The sequence below is a fragment of the Comamonas sp. 4034 genome, from assembly GCF_050434545.1.
GTDB classification, from domain to species: Bacteria; Pseudomonadota; Gammaproteobacteria; order Burkholderiales; family Burkholderiaceae_C; genus Comamonas; species Comamonas odontotermitis.
This window is the reverse complement of record NZ_JBNDIT010000001.1, coordinates 17,373-37,334: the sequence shown is the minus strand read 5'-3', so window position 1 is coordinate 37,334 and position 19,962 is coordinate 17,373. Positions and strand designations below refer to the sequence as shown.

Below are 19,962 nucleotides of genomic sequence, written 5' to 3'. Positions count from 1 at the left end.
GCTGCCAGTGTGCGGTTTTTAGGGTCAATACCAAAGCTGGCGCTTGTGTATGGGGTGCGGATAGCTATCAAATTATGAGCGATGGTGTTTACCCCAATTTCCGCAGGCGAGGCAGCGTTATGGCTGCAGGGCTTTGGGAGCAGCGCTAGGATAGAACCATGCAGAACAACAACGTCCCCGCCATCCCCGCCCAAGCCATCTATGCCGAGCGCCGCGCCCAGGTCGCCCGCCAATTGGGCGAGGGTGGCATTGCCATCATTCCTACGGCGCCGGAACACCCGCGCAACCGCGACAGCGACTACCTGTATCGCCACGACAGCTATTTCTACTACCTGACGGGTTTTACCGAGCCGCACGCAACGCTGGTGATCACGGCTGATGGAAAAAGCACCCTGTTCTGTGCGCCCAAGGATCTGGCGCGCGAAATCTGGGATGGCTACCGCCTGGGGCCCGATGCCGCCGTGCCAGCGCTGGGTGTGAGCGAAGCCTTTGCCATCACCGAGCAGGATGCACGCATGGCCAAGATGCTGGAAAACCGCACGGTGGTGTGGTATCCGTTTGCCATCCATCCGGGGCTCGAAGGCGTGGTTGCCAAGTGGCTCAATGCCGTGCGCGCCCGTACCCGCTATGGTGCCTTGGTGCCCGAGCAGCAGCGTGACCTGTGTGCGATCCTGGACGAGATGCGCCTCGTCAAGGATGCGCACGAAATCGCCATCCTGCGCCGCGCAGGTGCCATCAGTGCGCGCGCCCATGTGCTGGCCATGCAGCGCTCTGCACGCATGCTGCGCGCAGGCAAGGATGTGCGTGAGTACCACCTGGATGCCGAGCTGCTGCAGGCCTTTCGCGAGCACGGTTCGCAGTACCCGGCGTATGGCTCCATCGTGGCGGCAGGGGCCAATGCCTGCGTGCTGCACTACCGTGCGGATGCCGCGCCCGTCAGAAGCGGTGATCTGGTGCTGATCGATGCCGGCTGTGAGCTCGACGGCTACGCCAGCGACATCACCCGCACCTTCCCGGCCAATGGCAGATTCAGCGGCCCGCAGCGCGCGCTGTACGACCTGGTACTGGCCAGCCAGGATGCCGCCATTGCACTTGCCGTGCCTGGCAAGCGCTTCAATGACATGCATGACGCCACGGTGGCGGTGCTGGCGCAGGGCATGCTGGATCTGGGCCTGCTGGACGGCAACAAGGTCGGCAGTGTGCAGGACGTGATCGAGAACCGCAATTACTTCCAGTTCTACATGCACCGTACCGGCCACTGGATGGGCATGGATGTGCATGACTGCGGCAACTATGTGGAGCCGAGCGAGGTGGGGCACATCAGCGAGCGGCGCGATCCGCTCTCGGGTGAGCTGATCATCAACCGCCCCAGCCGCATCCTGCGCGCGGGCATGGTCTCCACCATCGAGCCCGGTATCTATGTACGCCCGGCCGAGGGTGTGCCCGAGCAGTTCCACAACATCGGCATCCGCATCGAAGATGATGCGCTGATCACCGAGACGGGTTGCGAGCTTCTGACGCGCGGCGTGCCGGTGGCAGCCGATGAGATCGAGGCCTTGATGCGCGATGGCGCGCCAGCCCCGGCAGACCTGTAAATATATGAAGTACACGCAAAATGCTATTGAAAATGTAGCTTTCTGCGTATGCCACGCCTGCATCAGCAGGCGTTTTTTCTTGCAACGTGGCCAAAGTACATCAATTGTGCAGGTGCACATCGAATGAAACCCGTTGGTAACCGCAAACCGTGACTTTGGTGTCAGAATGGAAACTCGATTACAGAATGAAGCTGTATACAGTTACATGAAACAGTTGCCGCTTCCCGTTTGAGACAAACATAACGCTCAGGAAAACATCCATGGCTTCCCCCAAGATTCGCCGCGCCACCAAGATTGTTGCCACCTTAGGCCCAGCCTCCAGCGATCCGGCGCTGCTGGAAGAGATGATCCGTTCGGGCGTGAATGTGGTGCGCCTCAATTTCAGCCACGGCAAGGCGCAGGACCATGTGGACCGTGCCCGCATGGTGCGCGATGCGGCGCAGCGTGCCGGCCGTGAAGTGGCCATCATGGCCGATCTGCAGGGCCCCAAGATCCGTGTCGGCAAGTTTGCAGAAGGCAAGGTGATGCTGGAGCCGGGCGCCAAGTTCGTGCTCGATGCCAGCCGTACCGAGCCTGGCGATATCAACGGCGTGGGCCTGGATTACAAGGAACTGCCGCGCGATGTGAGGCCGGGCGATGTGCTGCTGTTGAACGACGGCCTGATCGTGCTGACGGTGGACAGTGTGCGCGGCGATGCCGTCCACACCACGGTCAAGCTCGGCGGCGAGTTGTCCAACAACAAGGGCATCAACAAGAAGGGCGGAGGCCTGACGGCGCCAGCGCTCACGGCCAAGGACATGGAAGACATCAAGACTGCGATGAGCTTCCAGGCCGACTATGTGGCCGTCAGCTTCCCCAAGACAGCAACCGACATGGAAATGGCGCGCCAGCTGTGCATGGTGGCTGCAGCCGAATACCGCCACCGCCCCGGCCTGATTGCCAAGATCGAGCGCGCCGAAGCCATTCCGCACCTCGAAGACATTCTGCGTGTCTCCGACGGCATCATGGTGGCGCGTGGTGATCTGGCCGTGGAAGTGGGCCACGCCGCCGTGCCTGCGCTGCAAAAGAAGATGATCAGCCTGGCGCGCGAGATGGACAAGGTCGTCATCACCGCCACCCAGATGATGGAGAGCATGATCACCAACCCCGTGCCTACGCGCGCCGAGGTGAGCGACGTGGCCAACGCCGTGCTCGACGGTACCGACGCAGTGATGCTGAGCGCCGAGACGGCCGCTGGCAAGTTCCCGCTGGAAACCGTGCAGGAGATGGTTGCCATCTGCGCTGCCGCAGAGGCTTCGGCCGACTGGGCGGCAGACACCGATTTCGTCGGCAAGACTTTCCAGCGTATCGACCAGAGCATTGCGCTGGGCGCGCTCTTCACCGCCACGCACCTGGGCGCCAAGGCCCTGGTGGCCATGACCGACAGCGGCTCCACGGCGCTGTGGATGAGCCGCCACCGCACGCAGATCCCGATCTACGCGCTCACCCCCAAGGTGGCCACGCAGCGCAAGATGGCGCTGTACCGCAACGTCCGTCCGCTGCTGATGGATACCAGCGCCGACCGCGATACGGCTCTGGGCCAGGCCGAGGTGCACCTCAAGGCGCGTGGCATTGTGCAAAGTGGCGATATCTACGCCATCACCTGCGGCGAACCCATGGGCTCGCCCGGTGGCACGAACATGATGAAGATCTCCCGGGTGGTGTGATACCGGGCATCGGGATTTTTGCCATCGAAAAATGAGCTTCTGGCGCTTGCCATGCAGGCGCCAGAGGCTTTTTCTTATGGAAAACCGGGTGACGGACCGCGAGTGCAGAAACTAGTGTAGAAGATAACGCTTTGGATCCATGGAATAAGCATCGAATGCTATCAAAGAAGTAGCATTTTGCGTCAAGCATGCATAGCCATGCGTCGCTGCACAATCGCATCCACGGCGAGGCCGACCGTCCAGCACAGCCAGGCGGTCCACAGGGTGTGGCTCATGTAGTGGGCGCCACGCATCTGCTGGCCGATGCCAAGGGCGAAGCCCACCACCAGAACCACCGCCAGCCACCAGCGCGCAGCACGCGGGGCATCGCGGTACAGCGCAAAGTAGCCGCCCAAAAAGGCAAAGCCAGCGGCTGCATGGCCAGCAGGAAAGCAGTGGCCGCCACCGCCATCACGCACGCCCCAGCGCCAGTGCGACACGTAATCGGCCACACCACCAAACAGCTGCAGATCCCAGGGGCAACTGGTGGCGCTGCTGCGCTTGACGATGGCTACCACGGCCAGCGCGATCAGAATGCCCGCCACCAATTGCACACGCCGGGCCGTGGGCAAACGGCGCAATGCGCCAAAAGGCAACCACACACCAATACTGAGGACGACAACCATGATCCAGCCGAGCATGCGCATCACCTCGTGCATGTAGTTCACCAGAAAAGGGTTGTCACGCAGTGCAAAGCCCTGGGCCGTACCCCACCAGCGGGCCATGGCGACATCCTGCCCGGCCAGATCCCAGAGGGAGGCCAGCACGAAACCGATCAGGGAGATGACGATCCAGCGAGTGGTGGGGGTGGAACTGGCGTTGGCGGGAAGCGGAAGACGCGGAGACGATTGCATGGCATGCAGCATGCGCGGCTGCGCTTAAGCATTTCTTAATGTAGAAGCGGGGCGCCCTCATGCACAATGGCTGGCATGCGAATACTTCTGGTTGAAGACGATGCCGGCATTGCCGAGGGGCTCAAGGCCAACCTGCAGCAGCGCGGCCATGCCGTGGACTGGTGCAGCAGCATTGCCGCAGCCTGGACGGCGTTGACCACGGAAGGCTTTGATGCGCTGCTGCTGGACCTGGGCCTGCCCGATGGCGATGGCACCAGCCTGCTGCAGCGGCTACGCAACGCGCCGGCACCCACAGGCCTGACCAAGGCGCTGCCCGATCCGGCAACGCCCGTCATCATTCTGACGGCGCGCGATGGTGTGCATGACCGCATCGAAGGGCTGGATCTGGGGGCGGACGACTACCTCTCCAAGCCGTTTGACGCACAGGAACTGCAGGCACGCCTGCGGGCCCTGGTGCGGCGGGCGGCCGGCCGCGCCAACCCGCTGATCCACTACCGCGACATGGTGCTGGACCCAGCGCAGCACCAGGTGCGGCTCAAGGGGGCCTTGGTGGAAATGTCGCCACGTGCCTACACCATCCTCCTCATCCTGCTGCAGGCCCATGGCCGGGTGCTTTCGCGCCAGCAGCTCGAAGAAAAGCTCTACAGCTTTGACGCCTCGGTCGAGAGCAACGCGGTCGAGGTGCATATCCACCACCTGCGCAAGAAACTGGGCGCAGACTATATTCAGACCATGCGCGGCGTGGGTTACTTCATGCCGCAGGATACCGGCGCATGAACGCATCTGCCGCATCGCTCCGCCTGCCGCGCCTGCAGACGCGCTTGCAGGTATGGATTCTGGGGGCGCTGGCGGTGGTGTGGGCCAGCTTCGTGTTCTGGGGCTACCAGGCGGGGGTGGAGGAAGCCGATGAGCTGACCGATGGCCACCTCGCCAGCGTGGCCGCCCTGGTGCTGAACCTGCCTGTATCCGATGCCTATGGCCAGGGCATGACGACACCGCGGGTAACATTGCCGGGTTTGCGCGCCCACGATTACCAGCAGTCCATGAGCATGCAACTGTGGGACGACCAGGGCAATATGCTGCTGAATGTGGGCGGCGCGCCTCGGCTGATGTTTGCGGACGAGCGCGAAGGCTTCTTCGATGCGCAGCTGGGTGAAAAAAAGCAGTCATGGCGCACCTTTACCCAATGGAACGCCGAGCACACCCGCAAGGTGACGGTGATGGTGGCCCTGCAGGAACGCGACGATCTGGCCGACGACATTGCGGGCCAGATGGTGCTGCCCGGCCTGTGGCTGCTGCCGGTGGTCACCCTGGTGCTGGGGCTGACGATACGCGCCGGTCTCAGGCCGCTGCACCAGCTGTCCAGGGATGTGGAAGCGCTGCAGCCCGAGCAGGGCCAGCGCCTGTCCACCGGCCATGACTGGCAGGAATTCCGTGCGGTCACGTACTCCATCAACACCTTGCTCGACCGCAACGACGAGGCCATGGAGCACGAGCGCAAACTCGCCAATGAGGTGGCGCACGAGTTGCGCACGCCGCTCGCATCGATCAGCCTGCACGCCCAGGCCCTGCAGGGAGGGCTGCCGCAGCCGCAGCAGGCGCAGGCGGTGGAGCGCATCCGCAGCGATGCCTTGCGCGCAGGCCATGTGCTGAACCAGATTCTCGCGCTGGCACGCAGCAGCCGGGTGGCGCTGACACAGCAGGCCCGGCCCGTCGATGTGGCGCAACTGGCGCGCACCGTGGCGGCCGAATATGCGCAGGCTGCCTGGCAGCATGGCGGCAGTCTGGCTGTGGAAATGCCCGACGCCTTGTGGGTGAGCGGCCATGCCGTGCTGCTGGAGGTGGCTTTGCGCAATCTGGTGGAAAACGCCTTGCGCCACACGCCACCTGGAACGCAGATCGAGGTACAGGGCGGCCTGGACGACGCTGCGGAGGGCGGCCATTGCTGGCTCCAGGTGTGCGACGATGGCGGTCGCACCGGGCAGACCGCCGCTGCGGAGCCCGTGGACAGCCTGCACCTGGGCCATGAAATCACCCAGCGCATCATGGCCTTGCACCATGGCAGTTTCGGGCAGACGGCGGCTCCCGCACCCTATACCACTTGCTATCGCCTCGGTATGCCGGCGATACCGGCCGCCTGAGCTTGTTAAAATAGGCAGTTACCAAGCGGTTACCGGCCATTTTCTGCCTTTACAGGCCTGTTGGCTGCCGCCTGGAGTTGCTGAAACCGCCTTGAGACGCCGCCGAGCCTTGCCTGCCGGCCCTTCGTCTTTTCGCAAATCCTGCGTTTTGCGGGGTGGTGCTGGCAATGCGTAAATAAATCGAGGGTGCTGCAGCAGCGGCTGCAGCGCTTTTTCTTTGTATTAGAACGGACCCGACGACCATGCCTTTGATCTCGATGCGCGAAATGCTGGACCATGCTGCCGAAAACGGCTATGGCATCCCCGCCTTCAACGTGAACAACCTCGAACAGGTCCAGGCCGTGATGTCGGCAGCTGACGAAGTCGGCGCGCCCGTGATCCTGCAGGCCAGCGCTGGTGCCCGCAAGTACGCTGGCGAGCCCTTCATCAAGCACCTGATCCAGGCTGCGGCCGAGATGTACCCCCACATCCCCCTGGTCATGCACCAGGACCATGGCACCACGCCCGAGATCTGCCAGGGCGCGCTGAACCTGGGCTTTGGCTCGGTGATGATGGATGGCTCGCTGATGAGCGACGGCAAGACGCCGTCGTCCTTTGACTACAACGTGGACGTGACCCAGAAGGTCGTCGCCATGGCGCACAAGGTAGGCGCTACCGTGGAAGGCGAGCTCGGCTGCCTGGGCAACCTGGAAACGGGCGACGCTGGTGAGGAAGACGGCATTGGCGCCGTGGGCAAGCTGGACCACAGCCAGATGCTGACCGACCCGGAGGAAGCGGCCGTGTTCGTGAAGGCCACGCAGCTGGACGCGCTGGCCATCGCCATCGGCACCAGCCACGGCGCCTACAAGTTCTCGCGCAAGCCCACGGGCGACATCCTGGCGATTTCCCGCGTCAAGGAAATCAACGCCCGCATTCCCAACACCCACCTGGTGATGCACGGTTCCTCGTCGGTGCCGCAGGAGCTGCTGGCCATCATCAACCAGTACGGCGGCAAGATGAAGGAAACCTACGGCGTGCCCGTCGAGGAAATCCAGGAAGCCATCAAGTACGGTGTGCGCAAGATCAATATCGATACCGACATCCGCCTGGCGATGACCGGCGCCGTGCGCAAATTCATGGCGGAGAACCCCGACAAGTTCGACGCCCGTGAATGGCTCAAGCCCGCCCGCGAAGCCGCCAAGCTGGTGTGCAAGACCCGTTACATCGAGTTTGGCTGCGAAGGCCAGGGCGCCAAGATCAAGGGCTACAGTCTGGAACAGATGGCCAAGAAGTACGCCGGTGGCGAGCTGGCCCAGCTGGTCAAGTAAATACTATTGTTTTCATAGCTGCTGGCGCATATGAGATGGGCGCCAGGGGCCTGAAAGCCACCAAACCTGCAGCATGCTGCAGGTTTTTTTTTTGCCGCTGCCAGTTGCGCCGAGGCGCATGGGCCCGGCGGCGGGCGCCCCAACACATCACGCCGCGCAGAGGCGTGCGTTTCGGAGATGCCCCCGCACCGGCAGGCGCTTTGCACGGCTTGCAGGCAGAGTGGCGCGCTCTTTTGCCAGAATGGGGCGGTCATACAAAAACGCAAGGAGTACGGCCCATGCTGCCCCAGCACGAATGGAATTTTGATGTGATCGTCATCGGCGGCGGCTCAGGCGGCGTGCGTGCCGCGCGCATGGCTGCCAAGCGCGGCGCCCGGGTGGCGATGGTTGAATCGGGTGCCATGGGCGGAACCTGTGTCAATGTGGGTTGCATTCCGAAAAAGCTCTACAGCTACGCGGCGGGCTACCACGATGCTTTTGCCGAAGCCCGGGGCTACGGCTGGCAGATGCCGGAAGGCATCAGGCTGGATTGGGCGCAGCTCAAGGCCGCGCGCGCCAAGGAAATCACCCGCCTCAACGGCATCTACGAAGGCCTGATGACCGGCGCCCAGGTAGAGCGGTTGAGTGGCCATGGCCGCCTCGCCGATGCGCATACCGTGGTGGTGTCCCAGAACGGTGTGGAAGTGCGGCGCCTCACGGCCGCCCATATCCTGATCGCCACCGGCGGCACCCCTGCATTGCCGGATGTGGATGGCAAGGAATGGGCCATCGTGTCTGACGACGTGTTCGACTTGCCCGTGCTGCCGCGTCGCATGGTGGTGGTGGGTGGTGGTTACATCGGTTGCGAAATGGCAAGCATCTTTCACGGCCTGGGCGTGGAGGTGACCTTGCTGTACCGCGGAGAGCAGATTCTGCGTGGTTTCGACGACGAGGTGCGTGCTTTTGTCGCCGATGAAATGCGCAAGGCCGGTGTGGATGTGCGCGTGAACACCGATGTGGCGCGCATCACCGCAGAGGCTGCAGGTGCTGCGGGAGGCGGGCGCGTGGTGCATCTGAACGACGGCAGCATGCTGCGCGCTGATCAGGTACTGTACGCCACGGGCCGCAAGCCCCATGTGGCTGGGCTGGGGCTGGAGGCGCTGGGCATTGCACAGTCAAAGAATGGTGCCATTGTGGTCGATGAACACTTCACCACCAACCTGCCCAGCGTGCATGCCCTGGGCGATGTGGTGGGGCGGATGGAGCTCACGCCCGTGGCGCTGGCCGAGGCCATGGCCTGGGTGGACCATGTGCTGGGCCCGGTGCCAGGCCAGGAGGCGCGGGTGATGGACTATGGCAATATTCCAACGGCGGTGTTCACCCACCCGCAGATCGGCACGGTGGGCCTGTCGGAAGCTCAGGCGCGGGAGCGTTGCGGCAAGATCCGTGTCTACCGCAGCGACTTCAAGCCGCTGCGCCATACCTTGTCGGGCAGCAGCGAACGCAGCCTGGTCAAGCTGGTGGTCGATGATGCAAGCGACCGCGTGGTCGGCCTGCATGTGGTGGGGGCCGATGCCGGCGAAATCGTCCAGGGCTTTGCCGTGGCGATGAAGGCGGGCGCCACCAAGGCGGTGTTTGACCAGACGATCGGCATTCACCCCACCATGGCCGAGGAACTGGTGACCTTGCGCGAGCTTTCACGAACCTGACAGTTGTTGCGGTGCAACGCCGCTGCATCGCCTTATCCTACCTTTTGTAACTTGATGCATGATGGCGCATCTTTACAAAGGAGACACATATGGCGGACTTGGTGTACCCGCGCGAGAAATCACTGGGCCTGATCACCCTGGTGCTGGGTTTGATTGCCTGGCTGGTGATCATTCTCGCGACCCTTGGCACGGCGCTGATCTACCTGCTGTTCGGCTTCATCTTCTACCTGTTTGCGCAATCGGGCCTCATCGCCTGGCTGCGCGGCACCGGCGTGCGGCTGTCGGACGAGCAGTTCCCCGAGCTGTACCTGCAGTACCTGCAGTGCTGCAAGAAGCTGGGCATGACGGAACCGCCCGAGGTCTACATCCTGCAAGGCGACGGCATCATGAACGCATTTGCCACGCGCTTTCTGGGCCGCAACTTCGTTATCGTGCTTACCGACACGCTGGACGCGATGCGCGGCCAGCCGGATGGCATCAACTTCTACTTTGGCCACGAACTGGGCCACATCAAGCAGGGCCACTTGACCGGCCACTTCTGGCGCATGCCGGTGCTCTGGCTGCCGCTGATCGGTGCCGCCTATTCGCGCGCGCAGGAATACACCTGCGACATGCATGGCCGTGCCTGCTGCGACAACCCCGAATCGGCGGCGCGTGCGCTGTCGGTACTGGCTGCTGGCGCCGAAAAGTGGAAGAACATCAATCTGGTGCAGTATGCGCGCCAGACCATGAAGAACCGTGGCTTCCTTCCCGACCTGCATGAGCTTCTGAGCGGCTACCCCTGGCTCACCAAGCGCGTGGCGCGCATGATCAGCCCGGGCACCAAGATGCCGGGCCGCAACTGGTTCAGCTATCTTTTTGCGCTGTTCGTTCCATATGGTGGGCGTGCTGGCGGCGCATTTGCCGGCATCATCATCGTGGTGGCCATTGTTGGCATCCTGGCTGCCATTGCCGTTCCGGCCATGAAAGGCGCGGGTGCCATGGGCGGCGCTGGTGGCGGCCTGACCGACATGCTGATGCAGGGCATGCAGGAGAAGAAAGGCAAGGAAGCCTTCAGCAAGGAGTGGAACCAGGCCGAGCAGGCGCGCAATGCACTGGCACGCTACTACGAGCAAAAGGAAGAAGTGCCCGACACCTTGGCAGAAGCAGCAGTGCCTGCGCAACTGGCCGCCAGCCTCAGCTATGACAGCAGCGACATGTCGCTCACGGCCATCACCCGCTTTGGCCGCCTGGGCATGACGCCATCGGTCGATGATGATGGCAAGGTGCAATGGCACTGCGTGGCGGAAGGCAAGGCAGAGCGCTACCTGCCAGACGTCTGCCGCGAGGACTGAAAACCGCTGCAGCCCGGTGCCTGGCGCTGGCATTGGGCTGGCGCAGATGCGGGGTAAGTACATCTGGAAACATGTCATGCCAATGTCTCCAGATTCGTCCGGGGCGGGGCGGTCAGAATTCGGGGCGCTCTTGCTATGATGCGGGGCTTGGCAGTGCCTTGGCTGCCGCCGCCTTCTGGATCCGTTCTATGCCTTTTTCCGCTGTCCGCTCTCCTTCCATGGTCTTGCTGGCCTGCAGCGCCGCTGTTGTGCTGTTGACCGCCTGCGCACCGCTGTCGCCCAATACAGCGCAGGTGGGGCGCACCCAGGTGTCGCTCGACAGCAACCCCGACCTGCAATGGAAGTACTGGGGCACGGACAGCGAAGTCCTGAACGTGCTGCCCGAAGACCTGTCCAAGAATAAGCCCTTGACCGCCAAGCTCTGGCAGATGCGCACCACGCTCGGCGAGCTGGTGGGGGTGATGTCGGTGCGCTCCAATGTGGACAGCCTGGACAACCGCAACACCGTCTGGACCGAGGATTGCCCCAAGCAGAAGGGCGTGCTGGTGGAGCGTACCCAGGGCCTGAATGTAGGCCGTGTGGATTGCCTGCGCATCAAGCGGACGGCCAACAGCACGGACTGGCTGGCTGCAAACGATCCGGCCATGGCCACACGCCTGGAGGCGGCTGGCATATTCTTTGCCCGGCCGGTGTCCTATGTCTCCTACCAGTACACCACCAGCAATGGCGGCTATGTAGAGGTGCAGGTGCTGGCAGACCATCGTCTGGTACGCCCGCAGACACGCAACAGCGCTGATTTTCTGGCCGCCGGCCGCCCGCTGGTGGATTGGTCGCAGGATCTGGCGCTGTCCGTGCGGCAAAGCACGGGTTATATCAATGGTGTGATGAACGTGCCGCCGTTTCCCTACGATATCGACACCAAGCCCTATTACGAAACCAGGACCGTGGATTCGGACGTGCTGATCAGCAAGGACACGTTCAAGAAGGATGCCCCTGCATCCGAGGGTGAATCGCCAACCAAGCCGTGACGCACCTGTCGCGCACGGGTACCCCCACCGCATTCAAAAAATGCCATGGCGCAAACCATGGCATTTTTTTCGTCTGATTCAGGGTATATCCAGACCCGCAGGCGCTGCAAACTCCGCACAATAGGGCCGATACCATTCAAAAACGGTGTGGGGAAACCGCATCCGCAGGAGACTTGTGCATGACAGAACGCCCCTGGCTGGCGGCCTATCCGGCCGAAATGCCAAAGGACATTGACCGGGACCATGTGCCCACCCTGGTGCAATTGCTGAACCAGGCATTCATCCAATACGCAGACCGCACGGCGCTGCATTTCATGGGGGCGACCTTCAGCTACCGCCAGCTCGACCAATACAGTACGGCGCTGGCGGCCTATCTGCAGACCTTGACATTGGTCAAGGGCGACCGGGTGGCACTGATGATGCCCAACGTGCCGCAGTATGCGGTGGCCGTGGCGGCGGTATTGCGCGCCGGGCTGGTTGTGGTCAATGTCAATCCGCTCTACACCTCGTCCGAGCTGGACCACCAGCTCAAGGACAGCGGCGCCAAGCTGATGATCGTGCTGGAGAACTTTGGCGCCACGGTGCAGAACTGCCCGGCCCACCGCCAGCTCGACAAGGTCATTGTCTGCAGCATGGGCGATATGCTGGGGTTTCTCAAAGGCAATATCGTCAACTGGGTGGTGCGCCACAGCAAGAAACTGGTGCCGCCGTTCCAGATCGATCGCAGCATTGCCTTCAATGATGCGCTGCGCGAAGGCGAACGCCACCAGTTCTCGCCCGTGGATGTGGGTGCGGACGACATCGCTGCATTGCAGTACACGGGAGGCACCACCGGCGTGGCCAAGGGGGCCGTGCTGCTGCACCGCAACCTGGGCTCCAATGTCATGCAGGTGCAGGCCTGGTATGGTCCTGCGCTCAAGACCATCCCTGCGGGCGAGCAGCCGCTGTGTGTATGCGCGCTGCCGCTCTACCATATCTTCGCGTTCACGGTCTGCTTTCTGCTGTCGATGCGCCTGGGCCACCAGGTGCTGCTGATTCCCAATCCGCGCGACATGAAGGCGGTGCTGGGCGAGCTGGGCAAGTATGAATTCCATACCTTGCCAGCCGTCAACACCCTGTTCAACGGACTGATGAACCACCCCGATTTCGACAAGGTGAACTGGAAGAACCTGCGTGTGGTGGTGGGTGGCGGCGCCGCTGTGCAGCATGCCGTGGCCGAGCGCTGGCTGCAGCGCACCGGCCAGCCGATTGTCGAAGGCTACGGCCTGTCGGAAACCAGCCCCGTGGCCAGTTGCAACATCGTTGGCACCGGCAAGGAATCGTCGGGCTCCATCGGCTACCCGATGCCGGGCACCGATCTGGCGATTCTGGATGACCTGGGCTATCCGGTGGCCCAGGGCGAGCGGGGTGAAGTCTGCATTCGAGGCCCCCAGGTGATGGCCGGATACTGGCAGCGCCCGGACGAGACCGCCAAAGCCATGACCGAAGACGGGTTCTTTCGCAGCGGCGACATCGGCATCATGGAGGCCGATGGCATGTTCCGCATCGTGGATCGCAAGAAGGACATGGTGCTGGTGAGCGGCTTCAACGTCTACCCGAACGAGGTGGAAGATGTTGCCGCAGCCTGTCCGGGCGTGGCCGAATGCGCCGTGGTGGGCGTGCCGGACGAGAAGACGGGCGAGGCCATCAAGCTGGTGGTGGTGCGCAAGTCGCCAGACCTGACCGAGGCGCAACTGCGTGCTTTCTGCGCCGAGCGGTTGACCGGCTACAAACGGCCCAAGTACATCGATTTTCGCGATGCCCTGCCCAAGACCCCTGTGGGCAAGATACTGCGACGCGAACTGCGCGACGAAGCCACCAAGGCCTAAGGCCCCGGGTTCAAGCGAGCAAGGCCAATGGTAAAGCGGAGATTGCGGCGACAATCTCCGCTTGTTTTTTGCCGATTCCACACCCTGACGTGACCATCGCCATCCTCAGCGCCCTGCCGCAAGAGCAGGCAGGCATTGCCAACCTGTTGACAGACTCGTCCATCACCGACCATGCCAGCCGTCGCTATACGCATGGCAAGCTGCATGGCCATGCCGTGGTGCTGGCGCTCTCGGGCATTGGCAAGGTGGCTGCGGCCAGCACGGCTGCCACCTTGATCGAACGCTTTGGCGTGCGGGCCATCGTGTTTACCGGCGTGGCCGGCGGTCTGGGCGAAGGCGTGCAGGTGGGCGACGTGGTCGTGGCCAGCAGCTATGCGCAGCACGACATGGACGCCTCGCCGATCTTCCCGCGCTACGAGGCGCCAGGCTATGGCCGGGCGCGCTTTGACTGCGATGCCGTATGGAGTGCGCAACTGGCCTGGGCTGTGCAGCGCTGTGTGGAGGGCGATGCCGCCGCGTGGACTGCCGAACTGGGCCTTCCCGCTCCGCGCATGCATGAGGGCCTGATCGTCAGCGGCGACCGATTTGTCAGCAGTGCCGCCGAAGTGCATGTCTTGCAAGGCAGTTTGCGGGCTGCAGGGCTGGAGGCCTTGGCGGTGGAAATGGAAGGCGCTGCTGTGGCCCAGGTCTGCGCCGATCACGCCGTGCCGTTCGCCGCCATGCGCAGCATCTCCGACCGCGCCGACGACAGCGCGCACATGGATTTTCCTCGTTTCATCAGCACCCTATCGAGCCGCTACGCGCAACGCATCATGGGCAGTCTTCTGCAGAGTCTGCCCGTGGCCTGAACGCGTGGCCCGGTTGCCAGGGTGACTGTGCGCGGCAGGCATGCCCGGCACAATGGCGCGCTGGTCTGATGAACCCCATGCCGACAATGTCCCTTTCTTCGCCGAATCCCGGTGCCGAGCGGCCGGTGCTGACCACTTGCAAGCTGGGCGTGGGGCAGATGCTGTCGTGGGGTTCGGCCTTCTACCTGCCGGCCATCCTCGCGGGCGCCATGGGCGGGAGCCTGGGCGTGCCGGCATCCCGTGTCTTTGCGGCGTTTTCGCTGGCGCTGCTGGTGATGGCCTTCACCGGCCCGGTGGCGGGGCGGCTCATCGACCGCTGGGGCGGGCGCCCGGTGCTGATGGCGACCAATGTGCTGTTCGCACTGGGCCTGGTGCTGCTATCCCGGGTGCAGACGGCGGGAGAGCTGTTTGCCGCCTGGCTGCTGCTGGGGCTGGCCATGGGCGCCGGGTTGTACGAAGCGGCGTTTGCCTCTGCCGTGCGGCTTTATGGCAAGGAGGCGCGCGGCGTGATCGTGGGCATCACCCTGTTTGGCGGCTTTGCCAGCACCGTGAGCTGGCCTATCACCACCTGGCTGCTGCAGGCCGTAGGCTGGCGCGACGCCTGCCTGTTCTGGGCTGGGGTGCAGTTGCTGGTGCTGTTGCCGCTGCATGCCACGCTGCCACGCGCACAGCCCCGGCAGGGGGCCGATCCAGCACTGGATGCGGCAGCGACCCCCAGTCAGCTGCCACCCAATACCATCCGCAGCCGAATGGGTACGCTGGTGCTGCTGGCACTGACGTTTGCCTCCGTGTGGTTCATTGGTACTTCCATGATGTCGCACCTTCCACGCCTGCTGGCCGTGAGTGGCGCCACTGCCACGGCCGCCGTCGCGGCCGCGGCGCTGGTGGGGCCTGCGCAGGTGGCGGGCCGCATTGCGGACTACATATTTCTGCGCCGCGCGCACCCGCTGTGGTCGGCGCGGATCGCCGTCATGGCGTACCCGTTGGCTGCCCTGGTGCTGGTGGGGTTTGGCGCTGCAGGCGGCTGGGGCTATGCGGTGGCCTTTGGCCTGGGCAACGGCATCATGACGGTGGTCATCGGCACCCTGCCGCTTGCCATGTTCGGCGCGCAGGGGTACGGGCAGCGGCAGGGCCTGCTGATGGTGCCGGCGCGCATGGCGCAGGCCAGCGCACCTTTCCTCTTCGGCCTTGCGCTGGAGCGTTGGCAACTGGGCGCGTTGTGGGTGCTCGTGGCTGCTGCCAGCACTGCCGCCACGGCACTGTGGTGTCTTCGCTCCAGGCAGGACTGATGTGTGCCCGGCGGTTGTGCCCCAGAGATGCATATCTGATTCGATAGCGGATCGCGCACGGGCAGTGCGGTCTACAGGCTGATTTCTGCTGCTTTTCACCGCATTCGACGAGGCCGGGAACCGCGCCTTTTCCTGTCCCATTCATTCAATGCCCTAGGGTTTCCCCTCTGTATTCCCCCCATGGGGTGGTCGCTACACTTGCGTTGTTTCAGGAATTAATCATTGTTTCTTAGGTGAAACGAATCATGAATCTCACACCCATGCCACAGATTGGCCAATTGCAAGGCCGCCGCATTCTGGTGACCGGTGCCGCGCGTGGTCTCGGCTTTGCTTTTGCCCAGGCCTTGTGCGAGCACGGCGCCCATGTGGCGCTGGCCGATCTGCGTGAAGATCTGCTGCCGCAATCGGTGGCTGCGTTGCAGGGGCGCGGCTTTTCTGCCGTTGGCATCCGCGTCGATGTGTCTGATCCAGCTTCGGTGCAGCAATGCGCGGAGCAGGCGGTGCGCGAGCTGGGCGGGCTGGACGGCCTGGTCAACAACGCGGCTGTGACCGATTCCGGTGGCAAGGGCATGGATGACATCGAGCTGGCCAAGTGGGATCAGGTGATGACTGTGAATGTGCGCGGCACCTGGCTGATGACCCGTGCATGCCGCCCCGCCTTGCGTGAAAGCGGCCGCGGCGCTGTGGTGCATCTGGCCTCCGACACCGCGCTGTGGGGTGCGCCCAACCTCATGGCCTATGTGGCCAGCAAGGGTGCAGTGATTGCGATGACGCATGCCATGGCGCGCGAGATGGGCGCCGACGGCATCACGGTCAATGCGGTGGCGCCGGGCCTGGTGCTGGTGGAGGCCACGCAGTACGTGCCCGAGGCGCGCCACCGGCTCTACATCGACCAGCGCGCGCTGCAGCGCGAACAGATGCCCGAGGACGTGGCTGGCGCTGTGGTCTATGCCATGTCGGACGGGGCGCGCTTCGTCACGGGCCAGGTTCTTGCCGTCAACGGCGGCTTTGTCATGAATTAACCGCAAGGAGCGAACCATGAGCGAACAGCAAAATACACCCCGCACCTGGGCACGTCCCGAAGGCGCAAGCCTCAAGGACTGGATGGAGACCCGCATCGCGCGTTTTTCCACCCGCAAGTACGATTTTGATGCACTGAAGTTCCAGGCCGACTTCGACCCCAAGTACCGCCGTGGCCAGATGCGCTACATCGGCACCGGCGGCACCGGTGTTGCCACCGACAGCAACACCATCCCGTCCGAGCACTTCACCTTCTCCACGATGGTGATCCCCGCAGGCAATGAAGGCCCGCCGCATATCCATGTGGATGTGGAAGAGGTGTTCTTCCTGATGCGCGGCAAGCTCAAGGTGGTGCTGACCACGCCCGAGGGCGAGCGCTTCGAGACGGTGATGACCGACCGTGACGTGATCTCGGTGCCCCCTGGCGTGTACCGCGAAGAGATCAACATCGGCGATGAAGATGCGCTGATGTGCGTGATGCTGGGCGCCAAGAAGCCGATCACGCCGACCTATCCGGCTGACCACCCGCTCGCCAAGATCAAGCGCTGATACAGCAGGGCCTGCACCATGACCACCGACACCGCCATCCCCTGGAGCGAAGCGCTCATGCGCAAGGAGCTGCAGCTGGAATCGCAGTTCGCGCAGCGCATGGTAGCGCTGCCCGATGGCGCGCAACTGGCTGTGCGCGAGCGCCCGGCAGCCGGTGGTGCCGCTCAGACCGTGGTGCTGTTGCATGGCATCAGCTCTTCGGCGGCCTCATGGCTGGATGTGGCATTGGCGCTACGGCCTGACTGGCGTGTGCTGGCCTGGGATGCGCCGGGCTACGGTGCGAGCAGCGCCCTGCCGCAGACCCATCCACGTGATACCGACTATGCCGCCCGCCTGGGCGCCTGGCTGGCCGCAGATGTGCAGGGCCCAGTGGTATTGGTTGGCCATTCGCTGGGTGCGCTGATGGCAACAGCTTGCGCTGTGCAATACGCACCCCAGGCGCTGGCAGGCGTGCTATTGCTCAGCCCCGCAGGCGGCTATGGATCGCATGAAATCGCTGCCCGCGAGAAGGTGCGCGGCGAGCGCAATGCATCGCTTGGCAGGCTGGGCGTAGCGGGGCTCGCACAACGGATCGACCAACGCCTGCTAAGCCCCGGCGCTGACGCGCTGGCACGCGAATGGGTGCGCCGGAGCACATCGCGCATGCACGAAGGCGGTTACCGCCAGGCCGTAAACATGCTGTGCGACAGCGACCTGGGCAGGCATGCACCGCTGCCCGTACCCGTGCATATCGCCTGTGGCGAGCACGACGTGGTCACCACCCCCGCCGCCTGCCGCCGCTGGGCGCAGGCCTGGCAGGTGCCTTTTTCCAGCATCGCTGATGCAGGCCATGCCAGCCCGGTTGAAAAGCCCGGCGCAGTGGCCGAATGGATCGAAGATAGAGCCTTCTTACTTTGAACCAGGAATACCGCAATGACACAGACCAACCCTTCCGAAACCGGCTCTGAAAAGTATGTGGTGCCAGCGCTGGAGCGTGGCTTGCGCCTGCTGCAGGAGTTTGGCCGCGACAGCCGCACCCTGGGGGCTCCCGAGCTGGCGCGCCGACTTGAGCTGCCTCGCGCAACGGTGTTCCGCATGCTCAACACGCTGGAAGGCATGGGTTTTCTGGAGCGCATCGACGGCGGTACCGAATACCGTCTGGGCATGGCCGTGCTGCGCCTGGGTTTCGAGTACCTGTCATCGCTGGAGCTGACGGAGCTGGGCCAGCCCGTCATCGCCCGCCTGTGTGACGAAATCAGCTACCCCTGCAATATCGTGGTGCGGGACAACCGATCGATTGTCTATGTCGCCAAGGTCACGCCGCCAAGGCCGCTGGCTAGCGCCGTGCACGTAGGCACCCGGCTGGCGGCGCATGGCACGGTATTCGGCCGTGTGCTGCTGCTGGACTTCTCGCTGGCTGAACTGCGCGCGCTCTACCCCGAAGAGCATCTGGAAGCCTTCTCGCCCAATACCCCCCGGACTGCGCTCGATCTGTTCAACCTGATCGAGGCCGACCGCGAGCGCGGCTACGTCTTCGGCGAAGGCTTTTACGAAACCTCGATCTCCACCGTTGCGGCGCCCGTGCGCGACCACAGCGGCCGCATCGTGGCAGCGCTGGGCTCCACGATCCCGTCACCGCATGCAGGCCAAGCCAAGGCAGCGGGCGTTGCCGAGCGTGTGTGCGCAGCAGCCGACGAGCTGTCGGGCTTGCTGAACTACCGCCGTGAGCCCCAGGCCGGTGCACGGGTTCTGTCCATGCCAGGGCATTGAAGGAATTTTGCAAATGAGTGCTTTCCAGATCAAGGATGTGGTGGCGGTCGTCACCGGCGGATCGTCCGGCATCGGCCTGGCGACGGTGGAGCTGCTGCTCCAGCACGGCGCGGCCGTGGCTTTCTGTGGGCGCAATGAGGAGCGCCTGCGCACCGCCGAGGCTGCGCTGCGCGCGCGCCACCCCCAGGCCCGCCTGTTGGCTGCCGTCTGCGATGTGCTGAACGCAGAAGACGTACAGCGCTTTGCGGCCCAGGCGCAGCAGGCCCTGGGCACGGCAAGCATCCTGATCAACAACGCGGGCCAGGGCCGTGTGTCGACCTTTGCCGACACCACTGACGAAGCCTGGAGCCAGGAACTGCACCTGAAATTCTTCTCGGTCATCCATCCCACGCGGGCCTTTCTGCCCCAGTTGCAGCAGCAATCGGCCCAAGGGCGCGACGCCGCCATCGTCTGCGTGAATTCGCTGCTGGCTTCCCAGCCCGAGCCGCACATGGTGGCTACATCGGCGGCGCGTGCTGGCCTCAAGAACCTGGTGCGTTCCATGGCCACCGAATTTGCCCCGCAGGGCGTGCGCGTCAACGGCATCCTGGTAGGCCTGATCGAGTCGGGTCAATGGCGCCGCCGCTTCGAGGCGCGCGAAGACAAGTCGCAGGACTGGGCTGCCTGGACCGGCGCACTCGCCGCCAAAAAGTCCATTCCGCTGGCACGCCTGGGCCTGCCCCGTGAGGCCGCGCAGGCCATCACTTTTCTTGCCAGCCCCCTGTCGTCATACACGACGGGCAGCCATATCGATGTTTCCGGAGGTCTTTCCAGACATGCGTAACACCCCCTGTGCGGCTGACGCCGCTTCCCCCTCTCTCGCTTCGCGGGAGGGAGACGACGCCCTCGCTGCGGGGCGGCCCTTGCTTGGCGTCCCACCGATGAACTGCGCCGGTGGCATGCGCAGC

Annotated in this window: 17 protein-coding genes; 16 read left to right on the top strand and 1 reads right to left on the bottom strand. The window is 63.7% G+C overall.

Features of this window, described 5'->3' with window-relative positions:
- Positions 1–158: 158 nt before the first annotated feature.
- Both ABIE32_RS00165 and pyk read left to right on the top strand, forming a co-directional pair.
- Positions 159–1,595, top strand: a complete 1,437-nt coding sequence (locus tag ABIE32_RS00165; protein ID WP_429012612.1) for an aminopeptidase P N-terminal domain-containing protein — start codon at positions 159–161, stop codon at positions 1,593–1,595.
- Positions 1,596–1,855: 260 nt separating this feature from the next.
- Complete coding sequence (gene pyk / locus ABIE32_RS00160) at positions 1,856–3,301, top strand: pyruvate kinase (protein ID WP_224150552.1); 1,446 nt, start codon at positions 1,856–1,858, stop codon at positions 3,299–3,301.
- A gap of 182 nt (positions 3,302–3,483) precedes the next feature.
- Here pyk and ABIE32_RS00155 read toward each other — a convergent pair whose 3' ends face one another.
- Positions 3,484–4,194 (bottom strand): phosphatase PAP2 family protein, encoded by a 711-nt coding sequence (locus ABIE32_RS00155; RefSeq protein ID WP_429012608.1) that lies wholly within the window; start codon positions 4,192–4,194, stop codon positions 3,484–3,486.
- Positions 4,195–4,269: 75 nt separating this feature from the next.
- On the opposite strand from ABIE32_RS00155, the gene ABIE32_RS00150 reads away from it, so the two are divergent.
- The 14 genes from ABIE32_RS00150 to ABIE32_RS00085 all read left to right on the top strand — a co-directional run bounded on the left by ABIE32_RS00150 (position 4,270) and on the right by ABIE32_RS00085 (position 19,838).
- Positions 4,270–4,971 (top strand): response regulator transcription factor, encoded by a 702-nt coding sequence (locus ABIE32_RS00150; protein WP_429012605.1) that lies wholly within the window; start codon positions 4,270–4,272, stop codon positions 4,969–4,971.
- Positions 4,968–6,335: a histidine kinase dimerization/phospho-acceptor domain-containing protein gene (locus tag ABIE32_RS00145; RefSeq protein ID WP_429012602.1), complete on the top strand. Its 1,368-nt coding sequence runs from the start codon at positions 4,968–4,970 to the stop codon at positions 6,333–6,335. The genes ABIE32_RS00150 and ABIE32_RS00145 overlap by 4 nt, the downstream gene beginning before the upstream one ends.
- 242 nt (positions 6,336–6,577) lie before the next feature.
- Entirely contained in the window at positions 6,578–7,642 is a 1,065-nt protein-coding gene (fba, locus tag ABIE32_RS00140) for a class II fructose-bisphosphate aldolase (RefSeq protein WP_184704305.1), read from the top strand.
- 278 nt (positions 7,643–7,920) lie between these two features.
- On the top strand, positions 7,921–9,330 hold the full coding sequence (gene gorA / locus ABIE32_RS00135; protein WP_429012600.1) for a glutathione-disulfide reductase: 1,410 nt from the start codon (positions 7,921–7,923) through the stop codon (positions 9,328–9,330).
- 89 nt (positions 9,331–9,419) lie between these two features.
- On the top strand, positions 9,420–10,664 hold the full coding sequence (locus tag ABIE32_RS00130; RefSeq protein ID WP_224150547.1) for a M48 family metallopeptidase: 1,245 nt from the start codon (positions 9,420–9,422) through the stop codon (positions 10,662–10,664).
- A 188-nt stretch (positions 10,665–10,852) separates the two neighbouring features.
- Positions 10,853–11,692, top strand: coding sequence for a hypothetical protein (locus ABIE32_RS00125; protein WP_429012597.1), 840 nt, complete (start codon positions 10,853–10,855; stop codon positions 11,690–11,692).
- 179 nt (positions 11,693–11,871) lie between these two features.
- Positions 11,872–13,560, top strand: a complete 1,689-nt coding sequence (locus ABIE32_RS00120; RefSeq protein WP_429012594.1) for an AMP-binding protein — start codon at positions 11,872–11,874, stop codon at positions 13,558–13,560.
- An 89-nt stretch (positions 13,561–13,649) separates the two neighbouring features.
- Complete coding sequence (locus tag ABIE32_RS00115) at positions 13,650–14,408, top strand: 5'-methylthioadenosine/adenosylhomocysteine nucleosidase (RefSeq protein WP_429012592.1); 759 nt, start codon at positions 13,650–13,652, stop codon at positions 14,406–14,408.
- A gap of 86 nt (positions 14,409–14,494) precedes the next feature.
- Positions 14,495–15,697: an MFS transporter gene (locus ABIE32_RS00110; RefSeq protein WP_429012590.1), complete on the top strand. Its 1,203-nt coding sequence runs from the start codon at positions 14,495–14,497 to the stop codon at positions 15,695–15,697.
- 245 nt (positions 15,698–15,942) lie between these two features.
- Positions 15,943–16,719 carry an SDR family oxidoreductase gene (locus ABIE32_RS00105; protein ID WP_429012588.1) on the top strand — a complete coding sequence of 259 codons (777 nt, stop codon included), beginning with the start codon at positions 15,943–15,945 and terminating at the stop codon, positions 16,717–16,719.
- A gap of 16 nt (positions 16,720–16,735) precedes the next feature.
- Complete coding sequence (locus ABIE32_RS00100; RefSeq protein ID WP_395023796.1) at positions 16,736–17,266, top strand: cupin domain-containing protein; 531 nt, start codon at positions 16,736–16,738, stop codon at positions 17,264–17,266.
- An 18-nt stretch (positions 17,267–17,284) separates the two neighbouring features.
- On the top strand, positions 17,285–18,163 hold the full coding sequence (locus tag ABIE32_RS00095) for an alpha/beta fold hydrolase (RefSeq protein ID WP_429012586.1): 879 nt from the start codon (positions 17,285–17,287) through the stop codon (positions 18,161–18,163).
- A 15-nt stretch (positions 18,164–18,178) separates the two neighbouring features.
- On the top strand, positions 18,179–19,015 hold the full coding sequence (locus tag ABIE32_RS00090) for an IclR family transcriptional regulator (protein WP_395023798.1): 837 nt from the start codon (positions 18,179–18,181) through the stop codon (positions 19,013–19,015).
- Between the two features lie 13 nt (positions 19,016–19,028).
- A complete protein-coding gene (locus ABIE32_RS00085) occupies positions 19,029–19,838 on the top strand; it encodes an SDR family oxidoreductase (RefSeq protein WP_429012582.1) in 810 nt (269 codons plus the stop codon).
- Positions 19,839–19,962 lie beyond the last annotated feature (124 nt).